This is a genomic window from uncultured Alloprevotella sp., from assembly GCF_963536905.1.
Classification (GTDB): Bacteria; Bacteroidota; Bacteroidia; order Bacteroidales; family Bacteroidaceae; genus Alloprevotella.
In genome coordinates this window covers 24,199-50,024 of the sequence record NZ_CAUTBW010000008.1, presented here as the reverse complement: position 1 = coordinate 50,024, position 25,826 = coordinate 24,199, and the positions used below count along the sequence as shown (strand labels likewise).

16 protein-coding genes and 2 tRNA genes are annotated in these 25,826 nt (G+C 37.5%); 9 read left to right on the top strand and 9 right to left on the bottom strand.

Features of this window, described 5'->3' with window-relative positions; all coding sequences use genetic code 11:
• Positions 1 to 32 precede the first annotated feature (32 nt).
• Positions 33 to 779, top strand: coding sequence for an ABC transporter permease (locus tag ABLA33_RS02485; protein WP_315090744.1), 747 nt, complete (start codon positions 33 to 35; stop codon positions 777 to 779).
• The gene (locus ABLA33_RS02480) at positions 776 to 1,543 is read left to right on the top strand and encodes an ATP-binding cassette domain-containing protein (RefSeq protein WP_311490478.1); all 768 of its coding nucleotides are present in this window, start codon (positions 776 to 778) and stop codon (positions 1,541 to 1,543) included. The genes ABLA33_RS02485 and ABLA33_RS02480 overlap by 4 nt, the downstream gene beginning before the upstream one ends.
• Before the next feature lie 80 nt (positions 1,544 to 1,623).
• Here the strand turns inward: ABLA33_RS02480 and rplT are convergent, their stop codons facing one another.
• The 7 genes from rplT to ABLA33_RS02445 all read right to left on the bottom strand — a co-directional run bounded on the left by rplT (position 1,624) and on the right by ABLA33_RS02445 (position 10,121).
• Positions 1,624 to 1,968, bottom strand: coding sequence for a 50S ribosomal protein L20 (gene rplT, locus ABLA33_RS02475; RefSeq protein ID WP_311490477.1), 345 nt, complete (start codon positions 1,966 to 1,968; stop codon positions 1,624 to 1,626).
• Positions 1,969 to 2,059: 91 nt separating this feature from the next.
• Positions 2,060 to 2,257 carry a 50S ribosomal protein L35 gene (gene rpmI, locus ABLA33_RS02470; protein ID WP_311490476.1) on the bottom strand — a complete coding sequence of 66 codons (198 nt, stop codon included), beginning with the start codon at positions 2,255 to 2,257 and terminating at the stop codon, positions 2,060 to 2,062.
• 74 nt (positions 2,258 to 2,331) lie between these two features.
• Complete coding sequence (gene infC / locus ABLA33_RS02465; RefSeq protein WP_347719108.1) at positions 2,332 to 2,970, bottom strand: translation initiation factor IF-3; 639 nt, start codon at positions 2,968 to 2,970, stop codon at positions 2,332 to 2,334.
• Positions 2,971 to 3,123: 153 nt separating this feature from the next.
• Positions 3,124 to 5,073, bottom strand: coding sequence for a threonine--tRNA ligase (thrS, locus tag ABLA33_RS02460; protein WP_347719107.1), 1,950 nt, complete (start codon positions 5,071 to 5,073; stop codon positions 3,124 to 3,126).
• A gap of 247 nt (positions 5,074 to 5,320) precedes the next feature.
• Positions 5,321 to 7,114, bottom strand: coding sequence for a M6 family metalloprotease domain-containing protein (locus ABLA33_RS02455; protein WP_347719106.1), 1,794 nt, complete (start codon positions 7,112 to 7,114; stop codon positions 5,321 to 5,323).
• 540 nt (positions 7,115 to 7,654) lie between these two features.
• A complete protein-coding gene (locus ABLA33_RS02450) occupies positions 7,655 to 8,902 on the bottom strand; it encodes an FtsX-like permease family protein (protein WP_347719105.1) in 1,248 nt (415 codons plus the stop codon).
• Positions 8,903 to 8,927: 25 nt separating this feature from the next.
• Positions 8,928 to 10,121: a pyridoxal phosphate-dependent aminotransferase gene (locus tag ABLA33_RS02445; protein ID WP_347719104.1), complete on the bottom strand. Its 1,194-nt coding sequence runs from the start codon at positions 10,119 to 10,121 to the stop codon at positions 8,928 to 8,930.
• Positions 10,122 to 10,383: 262 nt separating this feature from the next.
• Between ABLA33_RS02445 and ABLA33_RS02440 the strand changes: the two genes are divergently transcribed.
• From ABLA33_RS02440 to ABLA33_RS02410, 7 genes are all read left to right on the top strand, one after another.
• Positions 10,384 to 11,682: an alpha-L-fucosidase gene (locus tag ABLA33_RS02440; RefSeq protein ID WP_347719103.1), complete on the top strand. Its 1,299-nt coding sequence runs from the start codon at positions 10,384 to 10,386 to the stop codon at positions 11,680 to 11,682.
• 56 nt (positions 11,683 to 11,738) lie between these two features.
• Positions 11,739 to 12,326, top strand: coding sequence for a Holliday junction branch migration protein RuvA (gene ruvA / locus ABLA33_RS02435; RefSeq protein ID WP_311490467.1), 588 nt, complete (start codon positions 11,739 to 11,741; stop codon positions 12,324 to 12,326).
• A gap of 24 nt (positions 12,327 to 12,350) precedes the next feature.
• Positions 12,351 to 19,784, top strand: coding sequence for a cell surface protein SprA (gene sprA / locus ABLA33_RS02430; RefSeq protein ID WP_347719102.1), 7,434 nt, complete (start codon positions 12,351 to 12,353; stop codon positions 19,782 to 19,784).
• A gap of 341 nt (positions 19,785 to 20,125) precedes the next feature.
• The gene (gene htpG / locus ABLA33_RS02425) at positions 20,126 to 22,180 is read left to right on the top strand and encodes a molecular chaperone HtpG (RefSeq protein WP_347719101.1); all 2,055 of its coding nucleotides are present in this window, start codon (positions 20,126 to 20,128) and stop codon (positions 22,178 to 22,180) included.
• A 249-nt stretch (positions 22,181 to 22,429) separates the two neighbouring features.
• A complete protein-coding gene (locus tag ABLA33_RS02420) occupies positions 22,430 to 23,353 on the top strand; it encodes an N-acetylmuramoyl-L-alanine amidase-like domain-containing protein (protein WP_347719100.1) in 924 nt (307 codons plus the stop codon).
• A gap of 171 nt (positions 23,354 to 23,524) precedes the next feature.
• Positions 23,525 to 23,597, top strand: a tRNA-Lys gene (locus ABLA33_RS02415).
• 136 nt (positions 23,598 to 23,733) lie between these two features.
• Positions 23,734 to 23,806 (top strand) — tRNA-Lys (locus tag ABLA33_RS02410).
• 106 nt (positions 23,807 to 23,912) lie between these two features.
• Here ABLA33_RS02410 and ABLA33_RS02405 read toward each other — a convergent pair.
• Positions 23,913 to 25,205: an MFS transporter gene (locus ABLA33_RS02405; protein WP_347719099.1), complete on the bottom strand. Its 1,293-nt coding sequence runs from the start codon at positions 25,203 to 25,205 to the stop codon at positions 23,913 to 23,915.
• A gap of 11 nt (positions 25,206 to 25,216) precedes the next feature.
• On the bottom strand, positions 25,217 to 25,753 hold the full coding sequence (locus ABLA33_RS02400) for a TlpA disulfide reductase family protein (protein ID WP_347719098.1): 537 nt from the start codon (positions 25,751 to 25,753) through the stop codon (positions 25,217 to 25,219).
• Positions 25,754 to 25,826 lie beyond the last annotated feature (73 nt).

Below are 25,826 nucleotides of genomic sequence, written 5' to 3'. Positions count from 1 at the left end.
ATTCGTACATTTGCTCAAACAATCTATTTTTTATGTTTATACAAAAATTTCTAACTCGATTTGGAAGATACATAGAATTGATGGGACGAACTTTTGGACGCCCCGACAATTGGAGAATGTTCGGAAAACAATACCTAAAAGAGATGGCTCAACTTGGAGTTGATTCCATTGGCATTGTCTTGCTAATCTCGTTTTTTATAGGTGCTGTAATTTGTATTCAAATCAAACTGAATATTCAAAGTGCTTGGATGCCATTATGGGTATCTGGCTACGTAACTCGTGAAATTATGTTGCTAGAATTCTCTAGTAGTATTATGTGTCTTATCCTCTCAGGAAAAGTAGGTTCCAATATTGCTTCTGAGTTAGGCACAATGAGAACTACACAGCAGATAGATGCGCTTGAGATTATGGGAGTTAATTCGGCTAATTACTTAATCTTACCTAAGATTTTTGGTCTCTTAACTATGATGCCTTTCTTGGTAATATTCAGTACTGGGAGCGGTATATTGGGCGCTTACTGCACTGCGTGGATTGGTCATATAATTACAGCATCTGACTTAACGGCAGGTTTACAACACGACTTTGAAAGTTGGTTCTTTTGGATGGGAGTCATAAAGTCGCTATTTTTTGCATTCATCATCTCAAGTGTTTCATCTTTCTTCGGATATACTGTAGAGGGTGGATCTATTGATGTAGGCAAAGCATCTACTAATGCTGTAGTTTCCAGCAGCATGTTAATTCTTTTCTCAGACCTTTTCTTAACACGACTTCTTTCATGATAGAACTACAACACTTATACAAATCTTTTGAAGATAAAGACGTATTAAAAAATATTACTACGACTTTTGAAAATGGTAAGACAAATTTAATAATTGGTCAAAGTGGCTCAGGAAAGACTGTCCTGATAAAGTGCACTGTAGGCCTCTTTTCTCCAACAAAGGGAGATATCATCTATGATGGACGCTCTTTCGTAAATATGAAAAAGACAGAACGTGCGTTACTTCGCCGAGAAATGGGCATGATTTTCCAAAATGCAGCATTGTTCGATTCAATGCCTGTCTTGGATAATGTAATGTTCCCATTAGATATGTTTTCAAGCGAAAATTATGCACGGCGAAAAAAGCGTGCTGAATACTGTCTAGATCGCGTAAATCTATTAGATTCAAAAGCTAAATATCCAGATGAAATTTCTGGAGGAATGCAAAAACGTGTAGCCATTGCACGCGCAATTGCTATGAACCCTAAATATCTGTTTTGTGATGAACCTAATTCTGGCTTAGATCCAAAAACATCTTTGGTCATTGATGAACTGATTCATAGCATTACGCAAGAAAGTAGTATCACAACTATTATCAATACTCACGACATGAACTCCGTAATGGGAATTGGCGAACACATTCTATATATTTATAAAGGACATAAAGAATGGGAAGGGACAAAGGATGAAATTATAAATTCAGACAACGAACGCTTAAATTCCTTTGTCTTTGCATCAGATCTTTTTAGGAAAGTAAGAAACGAAATGACAGACTCTAACAAATAAATTATTTTCTGACAAAAGAGAAACTTAAAAAGGTACAATCTCAAAAAAGACTGTACCTTTTAATTTTGTCGCTATTCTTCTTACTTTACTTTAGCAACAATTGCTTTGAATGCAGCAGGATTATTAACAGCAAGATCTGCTAAAACTTTGCGGTTAATTTCAATACCTGCTTTGTGGAGATTACCCATCAATTGAGAATAGGAAAGTCCCTCAAGACGTGCAGCAGCATTAATTCGCTGAATCCAGAGAGCACGGAAATTACGTTTCTTTGAACGGCGGTCACGGAAGGCGTATGTAAGACCTTTTTCCCAAGTATTCTTAGCTACAGTCCAAACATTTTTGCGAGCACCATAGTAACCGCGAGTGAGTTTCAGAATTCTTTTACGTCTTGCTCTAGATGCAACGTGATTTACTGATCTTGGCATTTTTTTAATTCTTTTTGGAGCTTAGCGCCGCATAACAGTAGTTATCGGTCTTTGGAGCTAAACAACCGGTTAAACTTAAAATGAACTAATTTTAACGGAGGCAAAGAAGTTCGCGAACTTGCTTCAGATTTGTCTTGTCAGCGATTGCGACATGAACAAGATTACGCTTTTGTTTCTTTGTTTTCTTTGTCAGAATGTGACTGTGATAAGCGTGACGGCGTACCACTTTACCCGTTCCAGTAAGAGCAAATCTTTTCTTTGCGCTGGAATTAGTTTTTACTTTTGGCATTGCTTTTAATATTAAATATATAAAATTAATAGGCGGCTGAGTGATATACCAAACACAGCGCGCACTTTCTTTAGTTAAAAATCTTCACCTTCTATTTTGGGACCAGTATACTCCTTCTTAGCCTTTTGTTGTGGAGCCTTACGTTCAGCCTTATCAAATAAGTCTTCAGACTTAGTAGTCTTTTTCACTAGTACCTTTTTGGGAGAAATAAAGATAATCATTCTTTTTCCTTCCAATACTGGCATTTGTTCGACCTTACCAAATTCTTCTAGATCATTGGCAAATCGAAGAAGAAGAACTTCTCCTTGCTCTTTAAACAAAATAGAGCGTCCACGAAAGAATACATAAGCTTTCACCTTATTACCTTCTTCAAGAAAGCCTTTGGCATGCTTCAACTTAAAATTATAATCGTGGTCATCTGTTTGCGGCCCGAAACGAATCTCTTTTACTTCCACCCGCACTTGCTTAGCTTTTAATTCCTTTTGGTGCTTCTTTTGTTGATAGAGGAATTTGCTATAATCAATAATACGGCATACTGGAGGCGCAGCATTGGGCGAGATTTCAACCAAATCTAGACCTTTTTGCTCCGCAAGTTGCAACGCTTGACGAGTAGAAAGAACCTGACTCTCTATCTCATTACCAACAATGCGTACCTCAGGGACTCTAATCTGCCTGTTAATGCGATACTGCAACTTATTCTTGTCGTTCTTCAATTTACTAATATTGATGTTAATATTGAACTATGGGTACTATTCTCCCAAAGCGGTTGCAAATTTATAAAAGAAAAAGAGAAGGACAAAGCATTTCTTTATTTTTTTACCTTATCCTTCTCGTATATAGCTATTTCTGTTCTACAGATAAGTTACTTATAACAAATTTTCCTTTTCTTTGACTACCTCTGCAAGAACAAATTGACCAAATTCAGAAATTGACATAACTCCTTTGTCACCTTCTCCCTGCCGACGAACACTAACTTTTCCTTCAGCAGCTTCTTTCTCTCCAACGATCAATAAGTACGGAGTATGTTTTATCTCATTATCACGAATCTTTCTACCAATTTTTTCGCTACGGGAATCTGTTTCACAACGAATTCCTAAATTTAGTAACTCATGACGAATATTCTCCGCATAATCATTAAACTTATCCGAAATAGGTAGAATAACACATTGCTCAGGAGTTAACCACAGAGGGAACTTACCTGCAGTATGCTCGATAAGGACAGCAACGAAACGCTCTAAAGAACCAAAAGGAGCACGATGTATCATCACAGGACGATGTTTCTTGTTGTCCTCGCCAGTATACTCGAGTTCAAAACGCTCAGGAAGGTTATAGTCTACTTGAATTGTACCCAACTGCCAACGACGCCCTAAGGCATCTTTCACCATGAAATCAAGTTTAGGTCCATAGAACGCAGCTTCACCAATTTCTTCATGCACATTAAGTCCTTTTTCTTTACAAGCCTCTCGAATAGCATTTTCACTTTCTTCCCAAATCTCATCAGAACCAATATACTTCTCTGTATCTTTGGGATCACGCAGCGAAATCTGAGCCTCATAAGTTTCAAAGTTGAATGTTTTGAAAACCTTCAAGATAATATCAATGACTGATTCAAACTCTGCCTTTACTTGGTCTGGGCGTACAAAAATATGAGCATCATCTTGAGTAAATGTACGCACACGCGTCAAGCCATGGAGCTCGCCACTCTTCTCATAACGAAACACAGTACCAAACTCTGCAACACGAAGGGGTAAATCTTTATAGGACCGTGGCTTGCGAGCATAAACTTCACAATGATGAGGGCAGTTCATAGGCTTAAGCATATATTCTTCATCTTCTTCGGGAGTATGAATGGGTTGGAATGCATCTTTCCCATAATGATCATAGTGTCCCGAAGTAACATAGAGATTCTTACCTCCAATACCAGGAGTTATCACCTCTTGATAGTCGTATGGTCTCAAGAGACTTCTCAACATTTCTTGCAATCCCAAGCGCAATTGAGTCCCCTTTGGCAACCAAATAGGTAGTCCTTTTCCTACACGCTCAGAGAACATAAAGAGTTCCATCTCTTTACCAATCTTTCTATGGTCACGCTTTTTTGCCTCCTCTAAAAGAGTCAGATACTCTTCAAGCATCTTTTTCTTGGGGAATGTGATACCATAAATACGAGTCATCTGCTCGCGTTTCGCATCACCACGCCAAAAAGCACCTGCAACACTCATTATCTTAACAGCTTTAATTAAGCCTGTTGAAACAAGGTGTGGACCACGACAAAGATCTGTAAACTTACCTTGAGTATAAGTTGTAATTGTCCCATCCTCCAAGTCTTGATCAATGTGTTCACATTTATAAACTTGGCCATCCGCCTTGAACTCTGCAAGTGCATTTTCCTTGGAAACTTCTTTACGCACAACAGGCTCGTTCTTTTTTGCCAATTCCAACATCTTAGCTTCAATCTTGCTAAAATCATTTTCAGAAATTGTCTGCCCGTCTGCTGGCATTACATCATAGAAGAAGCCATTTTCTACAGCTGGACCAAAACCAAACTGAATACCTGGATATAATTCCTGCAAAGCTTCTGCCAACAAGTGGGCTGATGTATGCCAAAATGTATGTTTTCCCTCTTCGTCGCTAAACTTATAAAGCGCAATCGTAGCATTCTCCAAGATTGGACGATTCAACTCTACAGTATCTCCATTCACACTGCAACTAACAACATCGCGTGCTAGTGCTGGAGAAATGCTTTCTGCAATCTGAAGTCCCGTTACGCCACTTTCATATTCACGAACAGAACCATCCGGAAAAGTAATTTTAATCATATTACGCATTTTTATTCATTTCTGCAAAATTAGGTCAATTGTACAAAAGTACAAAATTTAGCTTCCATAAATCAAGATATTTCTGTATTTTACCTAGAATTTGTTTTTCCCAAAAAGCTTTTATCAACGAATAGCTAAGTTTTTCCGATACTCTCCATAACACAAAGATTCTACATACAAACTAGGCAATCAGATTCAAGATAAAATCCAATTGCCCAGTAGATTATCTTATATGTTCCACGTCTGTCTACTTAATAAACACTTTCCGTCCATTCTGAATATATAAGCCATGAGCTGGGTGCTGAACTTTGCGACCTTGGAGATCATATACTCCCTCTAGATTCGTTTGGAATACTTCAGTAGAGGCAATTCCTGTCTGAACTTTTCCATAATCGAAACTCACAAGTCCATTATTTACTGCAATATTATATAAATGAGTCTTGAAACGCCCTATATAAGCAGATGCCCAGCGAGAATATAGCAAGTTATCGTCAAAGAACTCAGACGAGTTTGTAGTCCCTGGGAAAAGATCATTTTGATAGCCTGCCCAAGATGCAAGATAAACTCCTGCCTTATTACCATCAGCTGGAACATAAGTAAAACGCGGATGATCTGTAATATTATTCAAAATATTAGCCACCCACGCAGACTGATTATAATCAACATGTGTAATCAGCAACCCTGTTCCCATAAAAGAAGGATACCAGGTGTCCACTTGACGATTCTCCAATAAGAAATATTCCTTGTCATTAACAGGATTTACAATGCGATAACATGAAACACTATCAGCAGATTCATTTGCAAAACTATAAAGCTTGTATTGAAGAGAATCTTTAAGATCCACTACACGTTGCCAACCCAAAACAGAACGCTCATAGGCATTATAACCAATCGGTCTATAGCCATTATAGGCATATTGTCCATAATCCATCACGCTCCAATAGTCCATATTTTTAATGGTATCACCTTTCTCGTCAACAATTTTTCCCCGAGTATTATAAAAGTCAGGTAAACCAAGCGCATGGCCAAATTCATGAACCATAATGCCCATTCCTGCAAAAACCTGTTTTCCAGAATAGACCTTAGATACAAACTGTGGATTTGTTTCATTGCCCACATAATATGAACCTACCTTATATCCATTGATCTTAACTTCTTGGGCGTCAAGGGAACGAAAATGCGGCCAAAGATAATCCTGAGAACCACTTATGCGTTCTGTATTATGTTCTCCCATTCCTGCAAAAAAAATTCCGACTAGTGGGATTTTCCCATCAACAAGAAACTGAGAAAAATCAACACCTGCGGCATTAGCCTTTTCCAAGACCTCCTGAACAAACTCTAAGCATCTTGTATCTCGATGTCCGTTTTCATCAGCTCCATAATGAGCATAGCCAGCTCCCACTTCAACTTTTGCAACAATCACATAATTCGGAGTAAAAAGGCCTTTACTTTGCGAAATAAAGTAATCACGAACACTACCCTTACAATACTTTTCATCTTTATATCCAGGCTCATTAAAGAAGCGAGTAAGCTTTTCCTTAGTCGTTGTAGATTGGAATTTCGTATCCGCAAACTCCACCATAATTATAGGAATTTTGGGAGAGCCAATACTCTTAACTGCGCCTTTTCCTGAGACTCCATAAGTTCCTAAGCCATTAGAATTTACAGTAGCAAATGTTTTTTTCTCAATTCTCTTCGGTAGAATTTGATTTGATAAAGCGTCTTCACTTAATGCAGATTTAGCGACAAAATGCTGTTCTTCCTTATTTCTATTATTTACGGAATGAGCTACAACCAGAGATGATTTAAATCCATCTTCCGAAGAGATAGCATAGCAAAGGCTATTATTTTGCGAATTATAAAATAATACTTTACCATCCTGTGTAAGATAATATATCAAGGATTCTTTAGATATCGATATAACAGAAATCTCACTACCATCTGCTTGTTGATATATGAATGCAGGACGAGTGGGAATATTAGCCAAAGATGTTATTGCCAAGAGTAAAGAGACAATAAAAAGACAAAAAAACCTATTCATGATCAATGTATTTCGAAATACTTACCGATGCCAAAATTATGAATTTCATTTCATAAAGCAAAATTTTTATATAAATGAGCCAAAAATGTGTTTAAATGATAGTTTAAACCAGAGCAATACACCAGACGTATAATTTCCCAAAGCATATTTTAAAAGAACTCAGACAACGGCATAGTATTACGATAGAAACACCATAATCGATATTTATAGAGTTATGAGGGCACTTTATAAATTTTTTAGCACTCAGCTTTATTACAATCGTTTAAGTTCTCTTTATATTGTTTCTATAACCACAAATGCATCTTTCTTAAGTTCACTTCCAAATATCTCCTATTTCTCTTTACCTTCCACTAGAATTTTATTTGCCTCAAAGAAAACGATACAATAAGGCTGCCAACTGATATCCCTATTGCATCAGTTGGCACAATAAGGAAATTCTTAAACGTGATAAGGAAATTCTTAAATACTGCTCTGTACTGAAAAAGGCATACCAAATGAACAAAAGGAGATTCCTTTTCTTTGAAGACTAGGAAAAGTTTTTTATTCTGTTCGGATAGCCTTGGCTGGTTGGATTCTACTTATCATAAAACTTGGCCCCAGCATAGCTAGTAATGTTATCAACACAGTTGCGACATTAAGCAATAGGATTATTCCAACATTTACATCTACAGGAACTGCGGATACATAGTATGTCGCAGGATCCAACTTTATCATTCCAAACTGATATTGAAACCAAACTAAGATTAATCCTACAGTATTGCCAATGAGAAGACCACGCCCCACAATCATCAAAGCATACAATAAAAAGATATGTCGAACTCGAGCGTTTGTTGCTCCCATAGCTTTCAATATCCCTATTGTATTGGTCCTCTCTAAAATCAAAATCAACAGCCCACTAATCATTGAGAAAGCTGCAACAAGGGCCACAAGAATCAGAATAACCCAGATATTCATATCCAAAAGTCCTAACCAATTCAACACGCTAGCAGTACGTGGGTTTTCAGTTAAAGGTAGCACATAATAAGATTTTGACTGATTATCTGGAAGATTCTTTAGCAAAGTTCTTACTTGAGAGGTGGCACTAGTCATAGTTTTCATATTATTCAATCGAACTTCCAAGCAACTAGTTTGAGTTGTATTCCATCCATTCAATTGATTAACAGAGGCTAGATTTGTTAAAACAAATGTTTTGTCAAACTGTTTTAAGTTCGTTTGATATATTGCTGAAACTCGAAAGCGGCGCATCTTCACAGTGTTCTCAAAGAAGTATGCAAAAACTCTATCGCCCACGCGCAGGTTTAAGGCATCGCTCATCATTTTTGAGATAATAATATCATTCGAAGGAGTACTATTACTCAGTTGTGGCATTTTACCAGAAATTATACTTTGAGCAATGAAAGAGGTATCATAGTTCTCCCCAATTCCTTTTATACTCACAGCTTGAAAATCATTGTCAGTTTTAAGTATTCCCATTTTCTCAGAAAAATACTGAACTTTCTCTACGTTTGGAAGATGAGAAATTTTAGAAATCAGCTGTGGATTAACAGATATTGGATAGCTTTCAGGAGAACTAAAAGAGTTTATATCCAATATCTCTATATGCGAAGCAAAGCCCGTGAGCTTATTTGTTATTTCAAATTTAAAGCCACGAACAACACATACACTTAATATCATCACAACCAAGCCTAATGCAACACCCAAAGTTGCAATATGAATGGCAGGAACAGATGCCTTCCGTTTTCTTTGCGAATTATTTCTAAAGAAACGATTGGCTAAAAAAAGATTCATAACTTAAACAGACTCTTTTCTTTTATTATTTTTGATTATAACATTCCAAGGCTTTACGAAGTATCAATAGAGCTCGACTCAGATCCGCATTCTTCAAAACATAAGCTATTCGAACCTCATCACCCCCCGCATTTTGCGTCACATAGAATCCAGCAGCCGGCGCCAACATTATAGTTTCTCCCTCGTACTCAAAATCTGTTAGACACCAAGCACAAAACTTCTCAGCATCATCTACTGGTAGCTTAGCAACCGTATAGAAAGCTCCCATCGGTATAGGAGAATATACACCAGGAATCCTATTAAGTCCATCTATCAAACACTTGCGTCGATCTACATAGTCTTCATAACAAGCCATACTGTATTCTGGTCCTGCATCCATAGAAGCCTCGGCAACAATCTGTCCTAAAAGAGGAGGACTCAAACGTGCCTGACAAAATTTCATTACGGCTTCACGTACCTTTTCGTTCTTTGTAATTAATGCTCCAATACGAATACCACATTCGCTATAACGCTTAGAAACGGAATCAATCAAAATAACATTTTGTTCGATGCCATCAAGATGAAAAGCACTTATATAGGGAGAGCCTGTATATATGAATTCTCTATAAACCTCATCACTAAATAAATACAGATTATACTTACTAACTAAATCCCTGATTTGATTCATTTCACGACGCGTGTACAAATATCCCGTTGGATTATTGGGATTGCAAATCATTATTGCCTTAGTATGCTGATTGATTAGCTTTTCAAATTCTTCCACTTTAGGTAAAGCAAATCCTTCCTCTATCGTGGTCGCAATCGTTTTAATTTTAGCTCCTGCAGCTATTGCAAATGATTTATAATTTGCATAGCCGGGTTCTGGCATTATAATTTCATCTCCTGGATTCAAACAAGTCATAAAAGCAAACAAGACAGCCTCTGAGCCCCCGGTAGTTATTATTATATCGTCTGGAGAAAGAGATATATTATACTTGCTATAATAATGAGTTAATTTCTCTCTATAGGAAAAAAAACCTTCACTTGGACTGTATTCTAACGTTGTACGGGTGACATGCTTTAACGCCTCTAAGCCTTCTTCGGGAGTCGGTAAATCTGGTTGTCCAATATTTAGATGATACACTTTGATTCCACGAGCTTTCGCTTGCTCTGCTAAAGGTGCCAATTTACGTATAGGTGACATCGGCATCATCTCTGCACGGTGTGAAATTGTTAGCATAATTAAATATTTATATTATTCAGGCAAATGTACAAATTATTGTCTTATGACACAAATTTCACAAATATTTTAATCTGTTGCAGCACTATTGTCAAGAATCCTAATAGAGAAGGATTTCTCAAAAACATTTGCTATTATGAATATTTTTTAAGAATATTGCAGAAGAAACGATAGAAATCACACTAAAAGAAGTATTTTCTCTCAACACCGTTAAAATAAGCGATCCATTTCACACACTTAAAAGATAAAATGTTAGATTCGTATGAAAAAGATTATTGTAGTAATTTTCTTATTTTCTTTTCTTTCATCTTTTGCTCAGAGTTATAAACCAACACAAGAAAATATTCAATCCAGGAATGATTTTGCAAACGATAAGTTCGGCATTTTCCTTCATTGGGGATTATATTCTATTTTCGGACAAGGCGAATGGTATATGACAAATGAAAATATAGATTGTCATGAATATGCAAAATCGGCACAAGCGTTCTACCCGCATAACTTTAACGCAGAGAAATGGGTAGAGGCAATAAAAGCAAGTGGAGCAAAATACATAACATTTACAACTCGACACCACGACGGCTTTTCTCTGTGGGACACGAAGCAGAGTGACTACAACATTATGAATACTCCGTACGGCAAAGATATCGTAAAGGAATTAGCAGATGAGTGTCACAAACAAGGTATTTCCTTACATCTCTACTATTCACTTCTTGACTGGACACGAGAAGATTACCCGTTAGGAAGAACAGGACTCGGCACCAAGAGAATACATGCATCAAAGACAGGAAACTGGCCCAGTTATCTAGCATTTATGAATAATCAACTGACAGAGCTTCTTTGTAATTATGGTAATATCAGAGCTATTTGGTTTGACGGATGGTGGGATCATGACGAAGATTCTATTCCTTTTAATTGGCAGTTTAATGAAATTTATGATAACATACACCGCCTACAACCTCAATGCTTGATTGGAAACAATCATCATCAGCACCCTTTCGAAGGAGAGGATATTCAAATCTTTGAAAGAGATGTGCCAGGGGAAAACAAGGCAGGATTATCAGGACAAACGATTGGAAGATTACCCCTCGAAACATGCCAAACGATGAATGGAATGTGGGGATATAAAGTAAAAGATCAAAACTATAAAAGCCCGAAAGAACTTATCCAACTACTTGTCAAAACAAGTGGAAAGGGAGCAAATCTCCTCCTTAATATTGGACCACAACCAGATGGAAGTTTACCTGATACAGCACTCGCTAGATTAACCCAAATAGGAATTTGGCTCAAAGAATATGGGGAAAGTATTTATGGAACAAGTGCAGGTAATTTTAAACAAGGAGACAGCATCGTTTCAACTCAGAGAGAAAACATTCTCTATCTTCACTTTTTAAACGAAAAAGGATCTAGGCAAGAGATGTCCATTCCGATCTCCAAGAGAATCAAAAAAATCACCGCATTAAAAGAGAACTCAAATATACCTTTTAGACAGAGAAATGGAATCTTAAAATTTAAGATAACTATTCCTAAAGACAATATAGATTATATTCTTCGCATTGAATAAACAATAAAACGGCCCTTAAGCCGTTTTTTGTATAATTAAGCACTACAACGAAAAAAATGATTGAATACATAACGGGGAAAATAACAAATTTGACTCCAGCAGAAGCTGTCATAGAAACTACAGGCATAGGATATTTATTTTTTATATCTCTCAACACATACTCCTCACTTCAAGGTAAAGAAGAAGGAACGTTGTATGTACACGAAGATATTCGCGAAGATACTCACAATTTTTTTGGCTTTTACTCCACCTTAGAACGAGATTTTTTTCGTCTCTTAATTGGAATTAGTGGAGTTGGAGGGCAAACAGCACGCATGATTCTCTCTGCTTTTACTCCTAAAGATCTTATTGGAGTTATTCAGAGTGATGATGTTCGAAGTCTTAAAAGCGTGAAAGGAATTGGACCAAAGGCAGCACAACGAATTATCGTAGAATTGAAAGATAAAGTAATAAAATTTGAGAGTTCGTCCTCATCTACCGCCAAACGAACAAACATCACTGCTGATATTGAAGAAGCGATAGGAGCACTCCAAACTTTAGGTTTTTCACCAGCCTCAGCTCAAAAGGCTGTTATTGAGATTTCAAAAGAAAACCCGAGTATAACAGTTGAAGACATTATTAAGCTAGCACTAAAAATGCTTTAATTCTAAACATAAGGACGTTTTACTTTGAAACATCAGACCGCTAAAATAATCATTACTTTACTTGCTATAGTAACAACTTCTTTTGCAGCAAGAAATGCTATACCTCTTTACTTTGATGCTAAAACGATTGTACAAAAAGCAAACAACGAAGTAGAGCACAGCTTGTATGATATACCTGCAGACACTATCCATTTTCCTGTAAAACAAACAGTTCAACAGAATTTAAAATCTAAAACCTCCTCTTCCACAGATCTAAAAGATCCAGAAAACTTAACTACAGGTATTTTCTACGATGAAAATACTGGAACTTATCAGTTTGGAACAAAACTGGGAGAGAATTGGATATCTACTCCACTTATGATGACAGAGGAAGATGTCAATTCATCTTTCATCCATCAATCCTTTCGAGATTTTTTCCGTAAGAAGAATGCAGAAGACGCACAAAGTAAAGGAAAGGAGAAATTTGACTTCACTGATATGAAATTTGACTTAGGGCCCGCTAGCAAAATATTTGGCCCTGGAGGAGTTAGAATAAAAACGCAAGGAACAGCTGAATTAAAACTAGGCGCAAACACTCGTGCCGTTGATAACCCTTCTCTTTCTGAAAGAAATAGAAAGGTCTTCGGCTTCGACTTTGATGAAAAGATAAACCTTAGCGTCAATGGGAATATAGGAGATAAAATGGGTATGGAGTTCAATTATAACTCTGATGCCACATTTAACTTCGATGCTCAAAAACTAAAGCTCCAATATGAAGGGAAAGAAGACGAAATAGTCAAGCTTATTGAAGCAGGAAACGTTTCAATGCCCACAAATAATTCTCTAGTACGTGGTGCTACTTCTCTTTTTGGTGTACGCACAGATTTACAATTTGGAAAGTTAAAGCTTCAAACAATACTTGCACAAAAGAAGAGTTCTACACAAAGCGTAAAGTCAAATGGAGGTGTACAACTTAGCAACTTTGAATTTAGTGCGGACGATTACGACGAACGCCGTCACTTCTTTTTAGCGCATTTCTTCCGAGACAACTATGACAAAAATATGGCACAACTGCCTAATATTTTAAGTGGTGTCACTATCAATCGAGTAGAAATTTGGGTAACCAACAAAACAGGACAAACGACAAATACACGAAATATTATTGCTTTTACAGACTTAGGTGAAAACATACATACCAAGAACTCTCTATGGAGCAGAGGAAGCATCGTAAATCCTTCTAATAATTCTAATACACTCTATTCTACACTAACTAGTAGTCTATCTGGAGCACGAGATATTGCTACAGCAACAACCATACTAGATGGATATGGGTTAAGAGGAGGGACTGATTATGAAAAATTAGAATCAGCTCGCCTCCTTAGTCCCTCAGAATACATTCTAAATAAGACGCTCGGCTACATTTCATTAAAAAGTACTCTACAAACAGACCAGGTTCTCGCAATTGCCTTTGAATACACTTTCAGAGGCACTAGTTATCAAGTGGGTGAATTTTCAACCGACATGAAGAACTCTTCTAGCTGTCTCTTTGTAAAGTCTTTAAAAAACACAGCCAATACTCCTGAGCAAGGAAACTGGGACTTAATGATGAAGAATGTGTATTCTTTAGGAGCTAATAATGTACAGAAAGATAAATTTAGACTCGATATCAAATACCTTTCTGATACAACGGGCGTATATCTCAATTATCTTCCCATCAACGGACTAAAAGATAAAAAAATTATTCAGCTTATTGGTTTAGATCGTTTAGATAATAACAATAAACGGAATCCTAATGCTTATTTCGATTTTGTTGAGGGATATACAATAGATTCTGAAAATGGACGAGTGTTTTTCACTTCTGTAGAACCCTTTGGCTCCAATCTAGAAAAAGTAATAGGTAATACTGCAATTGCTAAAAAATTTGTCTTTCAAGAACTTTACGATTCGACAAAGACAATAGCAAAACAGATCGCAGAAAAAGATAAATTCTTAATTACAGGCCAATATAAAGCATCACGCGAAGATGAAATTTCTCTTGGGGCTATCAATGTTCCAAGAGGTTCTGTCATCGTCACAGCTGGCGGAGCTCGACTTGTTGAAGGTTCTGACTATACCGTAGATTATTATTCTGGTACAGTAAAGATTTTAAACAAATCTTTATTAGACGCAGGAACTCCTATCAATGTTTCGTTGGAAAGCGATACAGAATATGGTTTGCAACGTAAAACGTTATGGGGATTAAATTGGCAGTATGATTTCTCAAGGAATTTCATGTTAGGAGGAACTGTAATGCACCTCAGTGAAAAGCCGCTAACTACAAAGGTCTCAATGGGCTCAGAAGCTCTCAATAACACCATATGGGGATTAAATATGGCGTATAAGAATCAGAGCCAATGGCTGACAAACCTCTTTGACAAACTTCCTCTCATACATCTGACCGAGCCAAGTTCTATCAATTTTTCTGCAGAATTTGCACAGCTTATAGCGGGTAAAAACAAAGGAACACAAGGTAACGCATCCTATATTGATGACTTTGAAAATACCAGTAGCAATATAGATATTTCTAATCCCAAAGATTGGGTCATTTCCAGCACACCTTCTATGTTTAGCGAATCTCAGCTAAACAACGATATTCGCTATGGTTATAATCGTGCGTTAATTGCATGGTACTACATAGATCCTCTTTTCACTCGACGAAACAGTTCACTAACTCCTAGCTATATCAAAGGAGACCTTGCACAGCTCTCTGATCCAGATGTACGTGAGGTCCCTAAATCTGATCTTTTCCCCAATAAAGCTGTCGACACACGTGAAAGTAACTATTTGAATATTTTTAATATAGCCTATTATCCTTCTGAACGTGGGCCTTATAATTTAGATCCAAATCTGGATATTAATGGACACTTACTCAATCCTAAACAACGTTGGGGGGGACTGATGCGCTCGTTGGATCAGACAGATTTTGAAACATCTAATATTGAGTACATTGAATTTTGGCTACAAGACCCCTTTATCAAAGCCCGCCAATCAGGGACGACATTTAGTGGGGACCTTTATTTCAATTTGGGAGAGATTTCAGAAGATATTCTGAAAGATGGCAAAAAATTCTATGAGAGTGGTATGCCTATAGATGGCAATAGCTCACTTTATACCGAAACTGCGTGGGGACGTATTCCTTCACAAACGAGCGTAACCTACGCATTCAATACAGCAAGTGGTGCCCGCGAAAGACAAGATGTAGGATACAATGGACTTACGTCTGCAGAAGAAGCTACATTTCCTGCATATCGTCATTTTTTAGATGCAATTAAAACACGTGTATCTGCAAGCGTCTATGAAAGTATTGCAGCAGCACCTTCTGCTGACAAATATCATTATTTCCGCGGTTCCGACTACGATAAAGAACGTAAAACAATTCTGGAAAGATACAAATACATTAATAATCCTAATGGTAACTCTGCTGATGCCAACAATTCACCTGAATCATATTCGACCGCTTATAAGACAACTCCAGATGCAGAGGATATCAATGCAGACTATACCATGAATGAATACGAAAAGTATTACCAGTACCATGTTAGCATCTCACCCAATGATATGGTTGTAGGTAAAAACTTTATCGTGGATTCTCGTGTAACAAATTCAAAATTGAGAGATGGAAGTAGTCCTGAAATAACGTGGTATCTTTTCCGAATCCCAATAGAGAGCTACGAACGTAATGTTGGAGGTATCAGTGACTTTTCTAGTATTCGATTTGTCCGAATGTTCCTTACAGGATTCGAAAAACCTGTAGTCCTTCGATTAGGCACATTCAACTTAATACGTGGCGACTGGAGAGCCTACGAGCAACCTCTTTACACAAATGGGATGGCTACCGGAAGTGGCACTCTCGAACCAAGCAGTGTAAACTTTGAAGAAAATAATGAGAAGCAACCTGTCAACTATGTTATCCCTCCTGGTATAAGTCGTGTTGTAGATCCTGGAAATGATCAACTGCTTCAAAATAATGAACAAAGTCTAGCACTTACGGTTCGCTCGCTCTCTTCAGGAGCAGCCAAGGCTGTATATAAGAATACAAATTTGGATTTGCGCAAATACAAGCATATTCAAATGTTTAGCCATGCAAATTCTCTTGCTGGTTCTCCCCCTGTTTCCAACGGGCAAATTAGTATATTCATTCGTTTAGGTTCTGATTATAAATCTAACTTCTACGAATATGAAATACCATTGACCGTTACGCAACCAAAACTATATCCAAACTCCAATGCCGGTGCACTTCAAGTATGGCCCGTAGAAAACATGCTGGATATAGACCTCACAACGCTTACTATGGTTAAACGTAATCGAAACAAACAGAAATCTTTGGGTTTAGCATCTTATGGGCAGCTCTATTCTGAATATGATACGAATAAGCCCGCCAATAAAATCAGTATTATGGGTAACCCAACATTAGGGGATATTCGCACAGTCATGATTGGTGTGCGCAATAATTCTCGTGATGTTCAAGATGTAGAAGTTTGGGCAAATGAATTACGTCTGCAAAACTTTAACAATAAGGGAGGATGGGCTGCACAAGCTGCACTTAACATTAAACTGTCAGACCTTGCAACTGTTGATCTCAGTAGCCACGTAGAAACAGAAGGCTTTGGCGGTATAGAGGAAAGTGTTTCACAACGTCGTGACAATAATCTCTACGAATACAATGTGACAACCAATGTCCAACTCGGGAAACTTCTTCCCGAGAAAGCAAAATTAAATGCTCCCTTGTATTATTCGTATTCAAAGGAAAAGACTGTGCCTCATTACAATCCTTTGGATTCAGATATGCCTATGGACGAAGCTCTGCGAGGTTTAACAACTAAAACAAAGAAAGAAGAACTAGAAGCTATTGCAGACAAGGTAGTAAAAAATAGAAACTTCTCACTAACTGGAGTCCGGTTTAATATAACAACACACCATCATCCCATGCCGTACGATCCTGCAAACTTCTCTTTTTCCTATGCACATTCCAGTAGAGAAACAACAGGAGAAACTACCGCTTGGGAAAAAGATCAAAATTGGAAATGGAATATCAATTACAACTATTCACCCAATTATCGAACTTTTGAACCCTTCAAAAAGTTCATCAAAAGTCGCAGTCAATGGTGGCAAATCTTTAAACGGTTTGGGCTTAACTATCTTCCACAGAACATAGGATTCAATTCGGATATTACACGAGCATATTATGAATTGCAAGAACGCGACTTAGAGAATCTCGACAATCAATCTCTTCCACTTACCTGGAATTCAGATTTTCTGTGGAATCGTTCTTTCCAACTTCGCTGGGATCTCACAAAGAACCTACATCTAAATTTTAATTCAGGCACTAATGCAGAAATCGTACAATCTTATACAGCTGTAAATAAGGACCTGTACCCCGATCGATACCGTGCTTGGAAGGATTCTGTATGGCAAAGTCTTAGAGGATTCGGTACTCCACTCAACTATGCTCAAAGTTTTGATGCCTCTTGGCGGTTACCAATCAATCTCATACCTCTTTTTGATTGGCTTACTATTGACGCGTCCTACAAGTCAAGCTATGCTTGGGTTCGTGGTACAGAATTAGAAGATGGAACTTCGTTAGGTAACACCATCAATATGGGTCGCGACATTAGTGCAAATGCACGACTCAACATGGAAACTCTTTATAATCATATCCCATTCCTAAAGAATGCTAATCGCAAATTCTCTGCATTAGGAAACTCCCGCCCTAACCAGCAATCTAAAAAGAATAATGAAAATAAACCTAAAAGTTTTGAACGCGAAATCCAACTGAAAACAGATACTACGGTAACCGTCCAGCATAACCAGAAAACAAAGAAATTCACGCTAACTGCACTATCAGAGGACGGTAGGCGTATAAAACTCCAGTATAAAATACTTGATGCTGATCGTATCTTAATCCTCACACGCGATAGTGCGAAGATCAAGTTAACAGTCACACCAAAGAAAAAAGCACAAGATAAAGCTTTTTACGACGTAGGCCAATATGTAGCGCGAGGTTTAATGATGGTCAGAAACGTTAGCGCCAACTATAGCAATAAATATAATATGAGTTTACCAGGATTCTTACCAAACATTGGTGACTTCTTCGGTCAAGCATCTAATAAAGGATTGCGTCCAGGTCTTGATTTTGCTTTTGGTTTAATAGATGATGACTATATTCGTCGAGTAGCCGATCGAAATTGGTTACTTATGTCTGACTCTATTATTACGCCTGCCACTACTAGTCTCACTGAAGATTGGCAATTCCGTGCGACACTTGAGCCTTTTCGTGATTTCAAAATAGATCTTACTGCGACTCGCAATACAAACCGAACTCGCAGCATACAATACATGTATAGTGGAATGCCAATAATTCAAACAGGCTCATTCACTCAAACCACAATATCGATTAATTCTGCCTTTGAAAGTTATGGAAATGCTCGTAATGGCTATAACAGTAAAACATTCCGCAAGTTCCTAGCCTCATTACCAGCATTTAGAGAACAGGTAGAATCACAATATATAGGTTCTACATACCCTAGTGGTAGTTCACTGAGCGGACAAACCTTCAACTCTGCAAATGGTACAGTAAATTCCTACTCCGCAGACGTAATGATTCCTGCATTCCTCAAGGCCTACACAGCTTCTTCAGATAGATTACAATTATTTCCTACTCTGCGTAAGATTCTTCCTAATTGGAGCATCAGCTATGGTGGTCTATCACGTCTCAATGCAATGAAGAAAGTTTTTAGAAGCTTCAATCTAAACCATTCTTATAAGAGTATCTTTAGTGTGGGAGCTTATAATTCCTATACATCATGGATGCAATACATGGGTCTACTCGGTTTCGTTAACGATGTTACAACAGGACTGCCAACGCCAAGTTCTCAATACGATATTGCTGTTGTTAGTCTCAATGAAAGCTTCTCTCCACTCATCGGTGTTGATATGACTTTCTTAAATAACCTTTCGGCACGTCTAGAACTGCGTAAAACTCGCGTAGTGGCGCTCTCTATGACCAATCAACAAATCAATGAGTCACGATCAAACGACATTGTTTTAGGTGTCGGGTACAAGGTTAATAATCTTAATCTCTTCCAGCCGAAGCGAACTGTAAAAAGTAAGCATCGCCGTGGAACTGCAGGAAACAAAGAAAATACTCAGCAAACTACAGCGAATATCGGGGGATTTAGCAATGATCTTAACATCCGTTTTGATTTCTCATTTCGCAACCAAGCCGCACTTAATCGTGATATTCTCACGGGATTAACACAAGCAACCAGCGGGAACAAATCGTTGCAAATAAGTTTCACGGTTGACTATACTCTTTCGAAGTTCCTCACAATAACGGCCTACTATAATCGACAAACTAATAATCCATTACTCACGTCAAGTTCCTACCCAACAACAACTCAAGATTTCGGTCTAAGTTTTAAGTTCTTACTTAATCATTGATAATTGGATAAATAGCAACAATACTCAAAACTAGGAAAGAGTCACATTGTCCTTCTATTGTGAGACTTCTTTTGTTCTGTAAAATAGACAGAACTGAATGTTTCTTTCTATTTAATAGAATATTTTTCCACGTGCAAAAATATGCATCACAAAACGATTAAGGCAAAGATATTTATACATTCAACTATGATTAAATTTAAATCGTACAGACACTATTTCATAATACATAACAAACATAGCTCGAAAGGAGAATAAGAACAGGAGATATGGTCTCATAACTAAGATATCCATCGTTTGGCATAATGTTTGCAACAGAAGAAAACAAACAAATTATAACTATTATGCAAAAAGGAAATATTGGAATTACTACTGAGAACATATTCCCAGTCATCAAAAAGTTTCTTTACTCAGATCACGAAATCTTCCTTCGTGAAGTTGTTGCAAATGCAGTAGATGCCACACAAAAATTGAAAACACTTTCTGCAAAAGGTGATTTCAAAGGAGAATTAGGTGACTTAACTGTACGCATTAATTTAAACAAAGAAGCAGGAACTTTGACAATTTCAGATAAAGGTGTCGGTATGGATGCTGAAGAGATTGACAAATATATCAATCAAATTGCTTTCTCTGGTGCCACAGAGTTCTTAGATAAATATAAAGATGACGCAAATGCCATCATCGGCCATTTCGGATTGGGCTTCTATTCTACTTTTATGGTAAGTAAGCAGGTAGAAATCGTTACACGAAGCTATAAAGAAGACGCGCAAGCAGTGCGATGGATTTGCGATGGAACACCAAGCTATGAAATATCAGAGGCTGAAAAAGAAGAAAGAGGTACTGACATCATTCTACATATTGATGATGACTGTAAACAATTTCTAGAGAAGGGAGAAATACTACGATTATTAGGCAAATATTGTCGTTTCTTGCCCATACCTATAGCTTGTGGGAAAAAAACAGAATGGAAGGACGGCAAACAAGTTGATACAGAGGAGGACAATATAGTAAATGTTATAGATCCTCTATGGATGAAACAGCCCGCTTCATTAAAAGAGGAGGACTATAAAAAATTCTACCATGACCTCTACCCTACTAATGATGATCCCTTGTTTTGGATTCACTTAAATGTAGACTTCCCTTTCCATCTCACCGGTGTACTCTATTTTCCAAAGATAAAGAGCAATCTTGATGTTCGACGCAATCAGATTCAGCTCTATTGTAACCAAGTGTATGTTACAGATCAGGTTGAAAATATCGTGCCTGACTTCTTGACACTACTACATGGCGTTATCGATTCACCAGATATTCCTCTCAACGTTAGTCGTAGCTACTTACAGAGTGATGCCAATGTAAAGAAAATTTCTTCTTATATCACGAAGAAGGTTTCCGATCGGTTAAACCAGATATTCAAACACGACCGTAAAGATTTTGAAGAGAAATGGGACGATCTAAAACTTTTCATTCATTATGGAATGCTAGCAGAAAACGATTTCTATGATCGAGTTAAGGATTTTGCGTTACTAAAAGATACAGAAGGAAAATATTTCACCTATGAGGAATATAAGCAACTCATAACAGAGAATCAGACCGATAAAAACGGTCAACTCATTTATCTGTACGCTACCAACCTAGAAGAACAATACAGCTACATTGAAGCAGCACGCAATAAAGGATACAGCATTCTCTTGATGGACGGACAGTTAGATACTCCGCTAGTACAGATGCTAGAACAAAAATTTGAGAAGAGTAGCTTTTTACGTGTAGATGGAGACACCATCAACAAGCTCATTCAAAAAGACGATGCCGAAACTACAAAACTCTCAGCGGATGAAAATGAGAACATCTGTGAGGTATTCTCTGCTCTACTCCCCAAAATTGAAAAAACAGAGATTCAAATTGCAACAGAGGCTATGGGCGAAGATGCTTCACCTGTTGTTATCACGCAAAGCGAATACATGCGACGAATGAAAGAATCTGCACGATTCCAACCAGGTATGAGCTTCGCGGAGAATATGCCTAATATGCTCAGCTTAGTGCTCAATACGGATCACAAGCTCATCAAAAATATTCTCAATAATATGACTGAGCAGACAAAAGCAGAACTAGAACCTATTTCAAATGAATTAAAAGGCTTAGAAGCTCGTAAAGCGATTCTCGAACAACAAACTAAGGAGATAAAACCTGAGGAGCTAACTGAAGAGCAGAAGAACGACAAGAAAACTTGCAACGAAGAGATTTCTGTTCAACATGGCAAGAAAGTCAACGTTCTAAAGACATACGCAGAAAAGAATCCAGTTATTTCTCAACTCATTGACCTAGCTCTCCTACAGAACGGTCTACTAAAAGGCGAAGCCTTGAGCAAATTCTTGAAAAGAAGTCTTGAGCTGATAAAATAATCAAGTCAACTTATCCAAAAAAGCAGGGAAGTCTACTAAAAACTTCCCTGTTTTTTTTCTTTTCCCCATATTGTTTGCAAGAGCCAGCTACATATAATATCAAATAGAATACTCCTATTTCTATATACAATAAGGAAAAAAATAAATAGGATAAAGATACAGAAAGATAGAATAAGAATATTCTAAAAGAAGCCCTTGTGATAACAATAATGTACCTTTGCAATTAGAAAATTTAGATTCAACACAGATATGAAACTTATACTTTTAACGCTTCTCTCATTCTTAGCCATCAACTGCAATGGTACACCCCAAAACAACACTAACTCTGAAAAGAAAGAGACAGAGAAAAATGCAAAGAAAACCACTTGCTCGATTAACACATACAATCTAACAAAGGTCGTCTTCTCGTCACAGGATTCCACAAAGATTGTAGAGTATCTCTCTAGTCCTGCAAAAGGAAATGACATTCTTTGGTTTGCAAGAAAATTCATCAACATTCCGTACGTAGCTTCTACACTAGAAATTGCAGATCCTGAACAGTTAGTTGTCAACCTAACTCAACTTGACTGCACAACTCTTGTGGAAACCGTACTAGCTCTGGCCATCACTCAGAGGGAAGGTGGAAAAACTTTTGAAGATTATTGCAAAAATCTTGAACTTATCCGATATAAAAATGGGAAAATGAATGGTTATCTCTCTAGAAATCATTACTTTTCATGGTGGATGCATGACAATATGAATAAAGATCTCATTAAAGATATTACTGACTCTAAGTATTTCACAGTAAATATTAATATACAGAACTACTATATGAGTCAAAATCCTTCAAAATATAAGTTCCTCAAAGCACATCCAGAATGGGTAGACAGCATTCGCACCATGGAAAAATCAGGAAACGGATCTGATGGAACATACCTACCTCAAAAAAACACTTATCTATCAAAAAAAGAACTACACGTTGTCCACGATGGTGATATCATTGCTATCGTTACAACAAAAAAAGGAATAGATTATTCTCATCTAGGTTTTGCAGTTTGGGGGAAAGATGGTAGGCTCCATCTACTCAATGCCTCTAGCATCCACCATAAAGTTGTAGAAGAACCTAAGACACTCTATCAATATCTAAAAGAACACCCGTCTAGCATTGGCATTCGTGTCCTGCGCTTAAAGTAAGAATAACAAGTCTGATTTACATAAAAAATAAAGATATTTACTCACTGAATATCAATAACTTGAAAAAGGACGGCAAAAAATATTTTTAAAAAGAGAAGAAAATGCTTGGTAGTTTCCTCTAAAACTTATACCTTTGCACTCGAAATTTAGAAAACAGAGCGATTGCAAAAAGCACCGCTAGCTCAGTTGGTAGAGCAACTGACTCTTAATCAGTGGGTCCAGGGTTCGAATCCCTGGCGGTGTACAAAGGAGAGCAAATTTATTTGTTCTCCTTATTTTTATACTATGTCTAGAATTCTATTTTTTCATATAAATCTTTGTCATTTCGGAAGAAAGCCATATCTTTGCACTCGCAATTCAGAAACAGAGCGATTGCAAAAGCACCGCTAGCTCAGTTGGTAGAGCAACTGACTCTTAATCAGTGGGTCCAGGGTTCGAATCCCTGGCGGTGTACAAAGGAGAGCAAATTTATTTGTTCTCCTTATTTTTATACCGTTACAAAAGTAAAAAGCCACCTTGCTTTGCAAAGTGGCTTCGCTATATAAGATATTCCTCCTCTTTAATTCTTCGTAACTTTCATTTGCTTATACTCTGAAAAAGCAAGCCAAAACAAGAGAAGCACACACAGACTATACCCCGCAAAAATGAGCCAGCTCATCTTCCAGCCTGCAATCTTCTCAAGGCCACTCGCTATACTAGGAAGATCGTAGACAAAATGATTGATAATCTGCTGAGCACCGAGAGTGCCAATTGTAGCACCTAATCCGTTGGTCATAATCATAAACAACCCCTGTGCAGAACTCCGAATACTAGAACTAGTGTTTCTATCAACAAACAAAGCTCCACTAATATTAAAGAAGTCGAAGGCCACACCATAAACAATCATAGAAAGTATAAACATCCAAACGCCACTCCCTGGATCTCCTATTCCAAAAAGTCCAAAACGGAAAACCCAAGCAGCCATTGCTATTAGCATAACGGTTTTGATTCCAAAACGCTTCATAAAAAAAGGTATCAGCAAAATACAACACGTCTCACTGATTTGAGAAATAGAAATAAGAATATTCGCGTGCTGTGCTCCAAATGTATCTGTAAATTCAGGCAATTGACCATAAGTCTGAATATAAGGATTCGCAAAACCATTAGTTATTTGTAAAGAAACACCTAAAAGCATTGAGAAAATGAAAAATATAGCCATTCGCTTCTGTTTGAAGAGATAGAAAGCATTCAAACCTAAAGCCTCTACAATCGACTTTTTCTCTTCGCCCTTACTAGTAGGACAAGCTGGAAGAGACTGGGCGTAGAGAGCTAGAACTAAACCCAATCCGGCACTAACTAAGAATTGATTACTCGTATTTTGAAAACCCAATAAATCCACGCTGACCATCGTACAGATAAAACCGATTGTTCCAAAAACACGAATGGGCGGAAAATCGCGAATAGTATCCATCCCAGCATTTGTCAAACCTGTAAAAGCCACACTATTCGATAATGCCAATGTTGGCATATAAAAAGCAACGCTGATTGAATAAAGGCCAAACAATATCGGCATTTGCACATTCCCCGCTGATCCTAAACCATAGAAACCTGTTGCTCCCATAAAAATAGCAGCTATCAAATGACATAAACCAAGGAGGCGCTGAGCTGGAATCCAACGGTCTGCAATGATTCCCATGAGACCTGGCATAAATATAGAGACAACTCCTTGCACCGCATAAAACCATGCAATATCACGCGCAAGACCTACATTAACTAAATAACTGCCCATGGAGGTCAGATAGGCTCCCCAGACGGCAAATTCCAAGAAATTCATCACGACAAAGCGTGATTTCAAAGCAAAATTATTATTCATGATGGTGTTAGTTATTTTTTTCTATTGATAGATTTCAACGCTTTACATAATTGTCTATACGAAACCTTAGTTACAAAGGTTTTTCGTATGATGTGCTCTGAATCTGCTATATATATACGAGGAATGCCAAATCGAGCAAACTGATTATAAAGATTCCTATCAGTTTGTACCACAAACGGCATAGTAAAATGATGGAGTTTCCAGTAGTGAATTATCTCTTCTTCAGACTGAAACGTCCCTTTTAAGTCACGACTAACACACACGATCTGAAGATCATGCAAATGGTTGGCGTAAAACTTTTGGAGAACGGGCAATTCTTTCTTACAGTCAGAACAATTCGTATTAAAAAATACGAAAACAAAAGGCTTCTTCTCATCTCCGAAAGAACTTATCACATCATCTTTCTGTATCGATAAAGAAAATGAAGGAAGCATATCTCCCTCTTTCAGAACTTCACCGGTATCATGATCTATAGAATCACCAAAAGCAGGAGAAATGCCTGAAAAGGACATAATTGCTATAAAGAGTACTGCTAATAATCGATACATATAGTTTCAAACATATAGACTTTCATACAATCTGGCTACGCTATTTCGTAGCAAATGTAATGGAAAGTCTCTA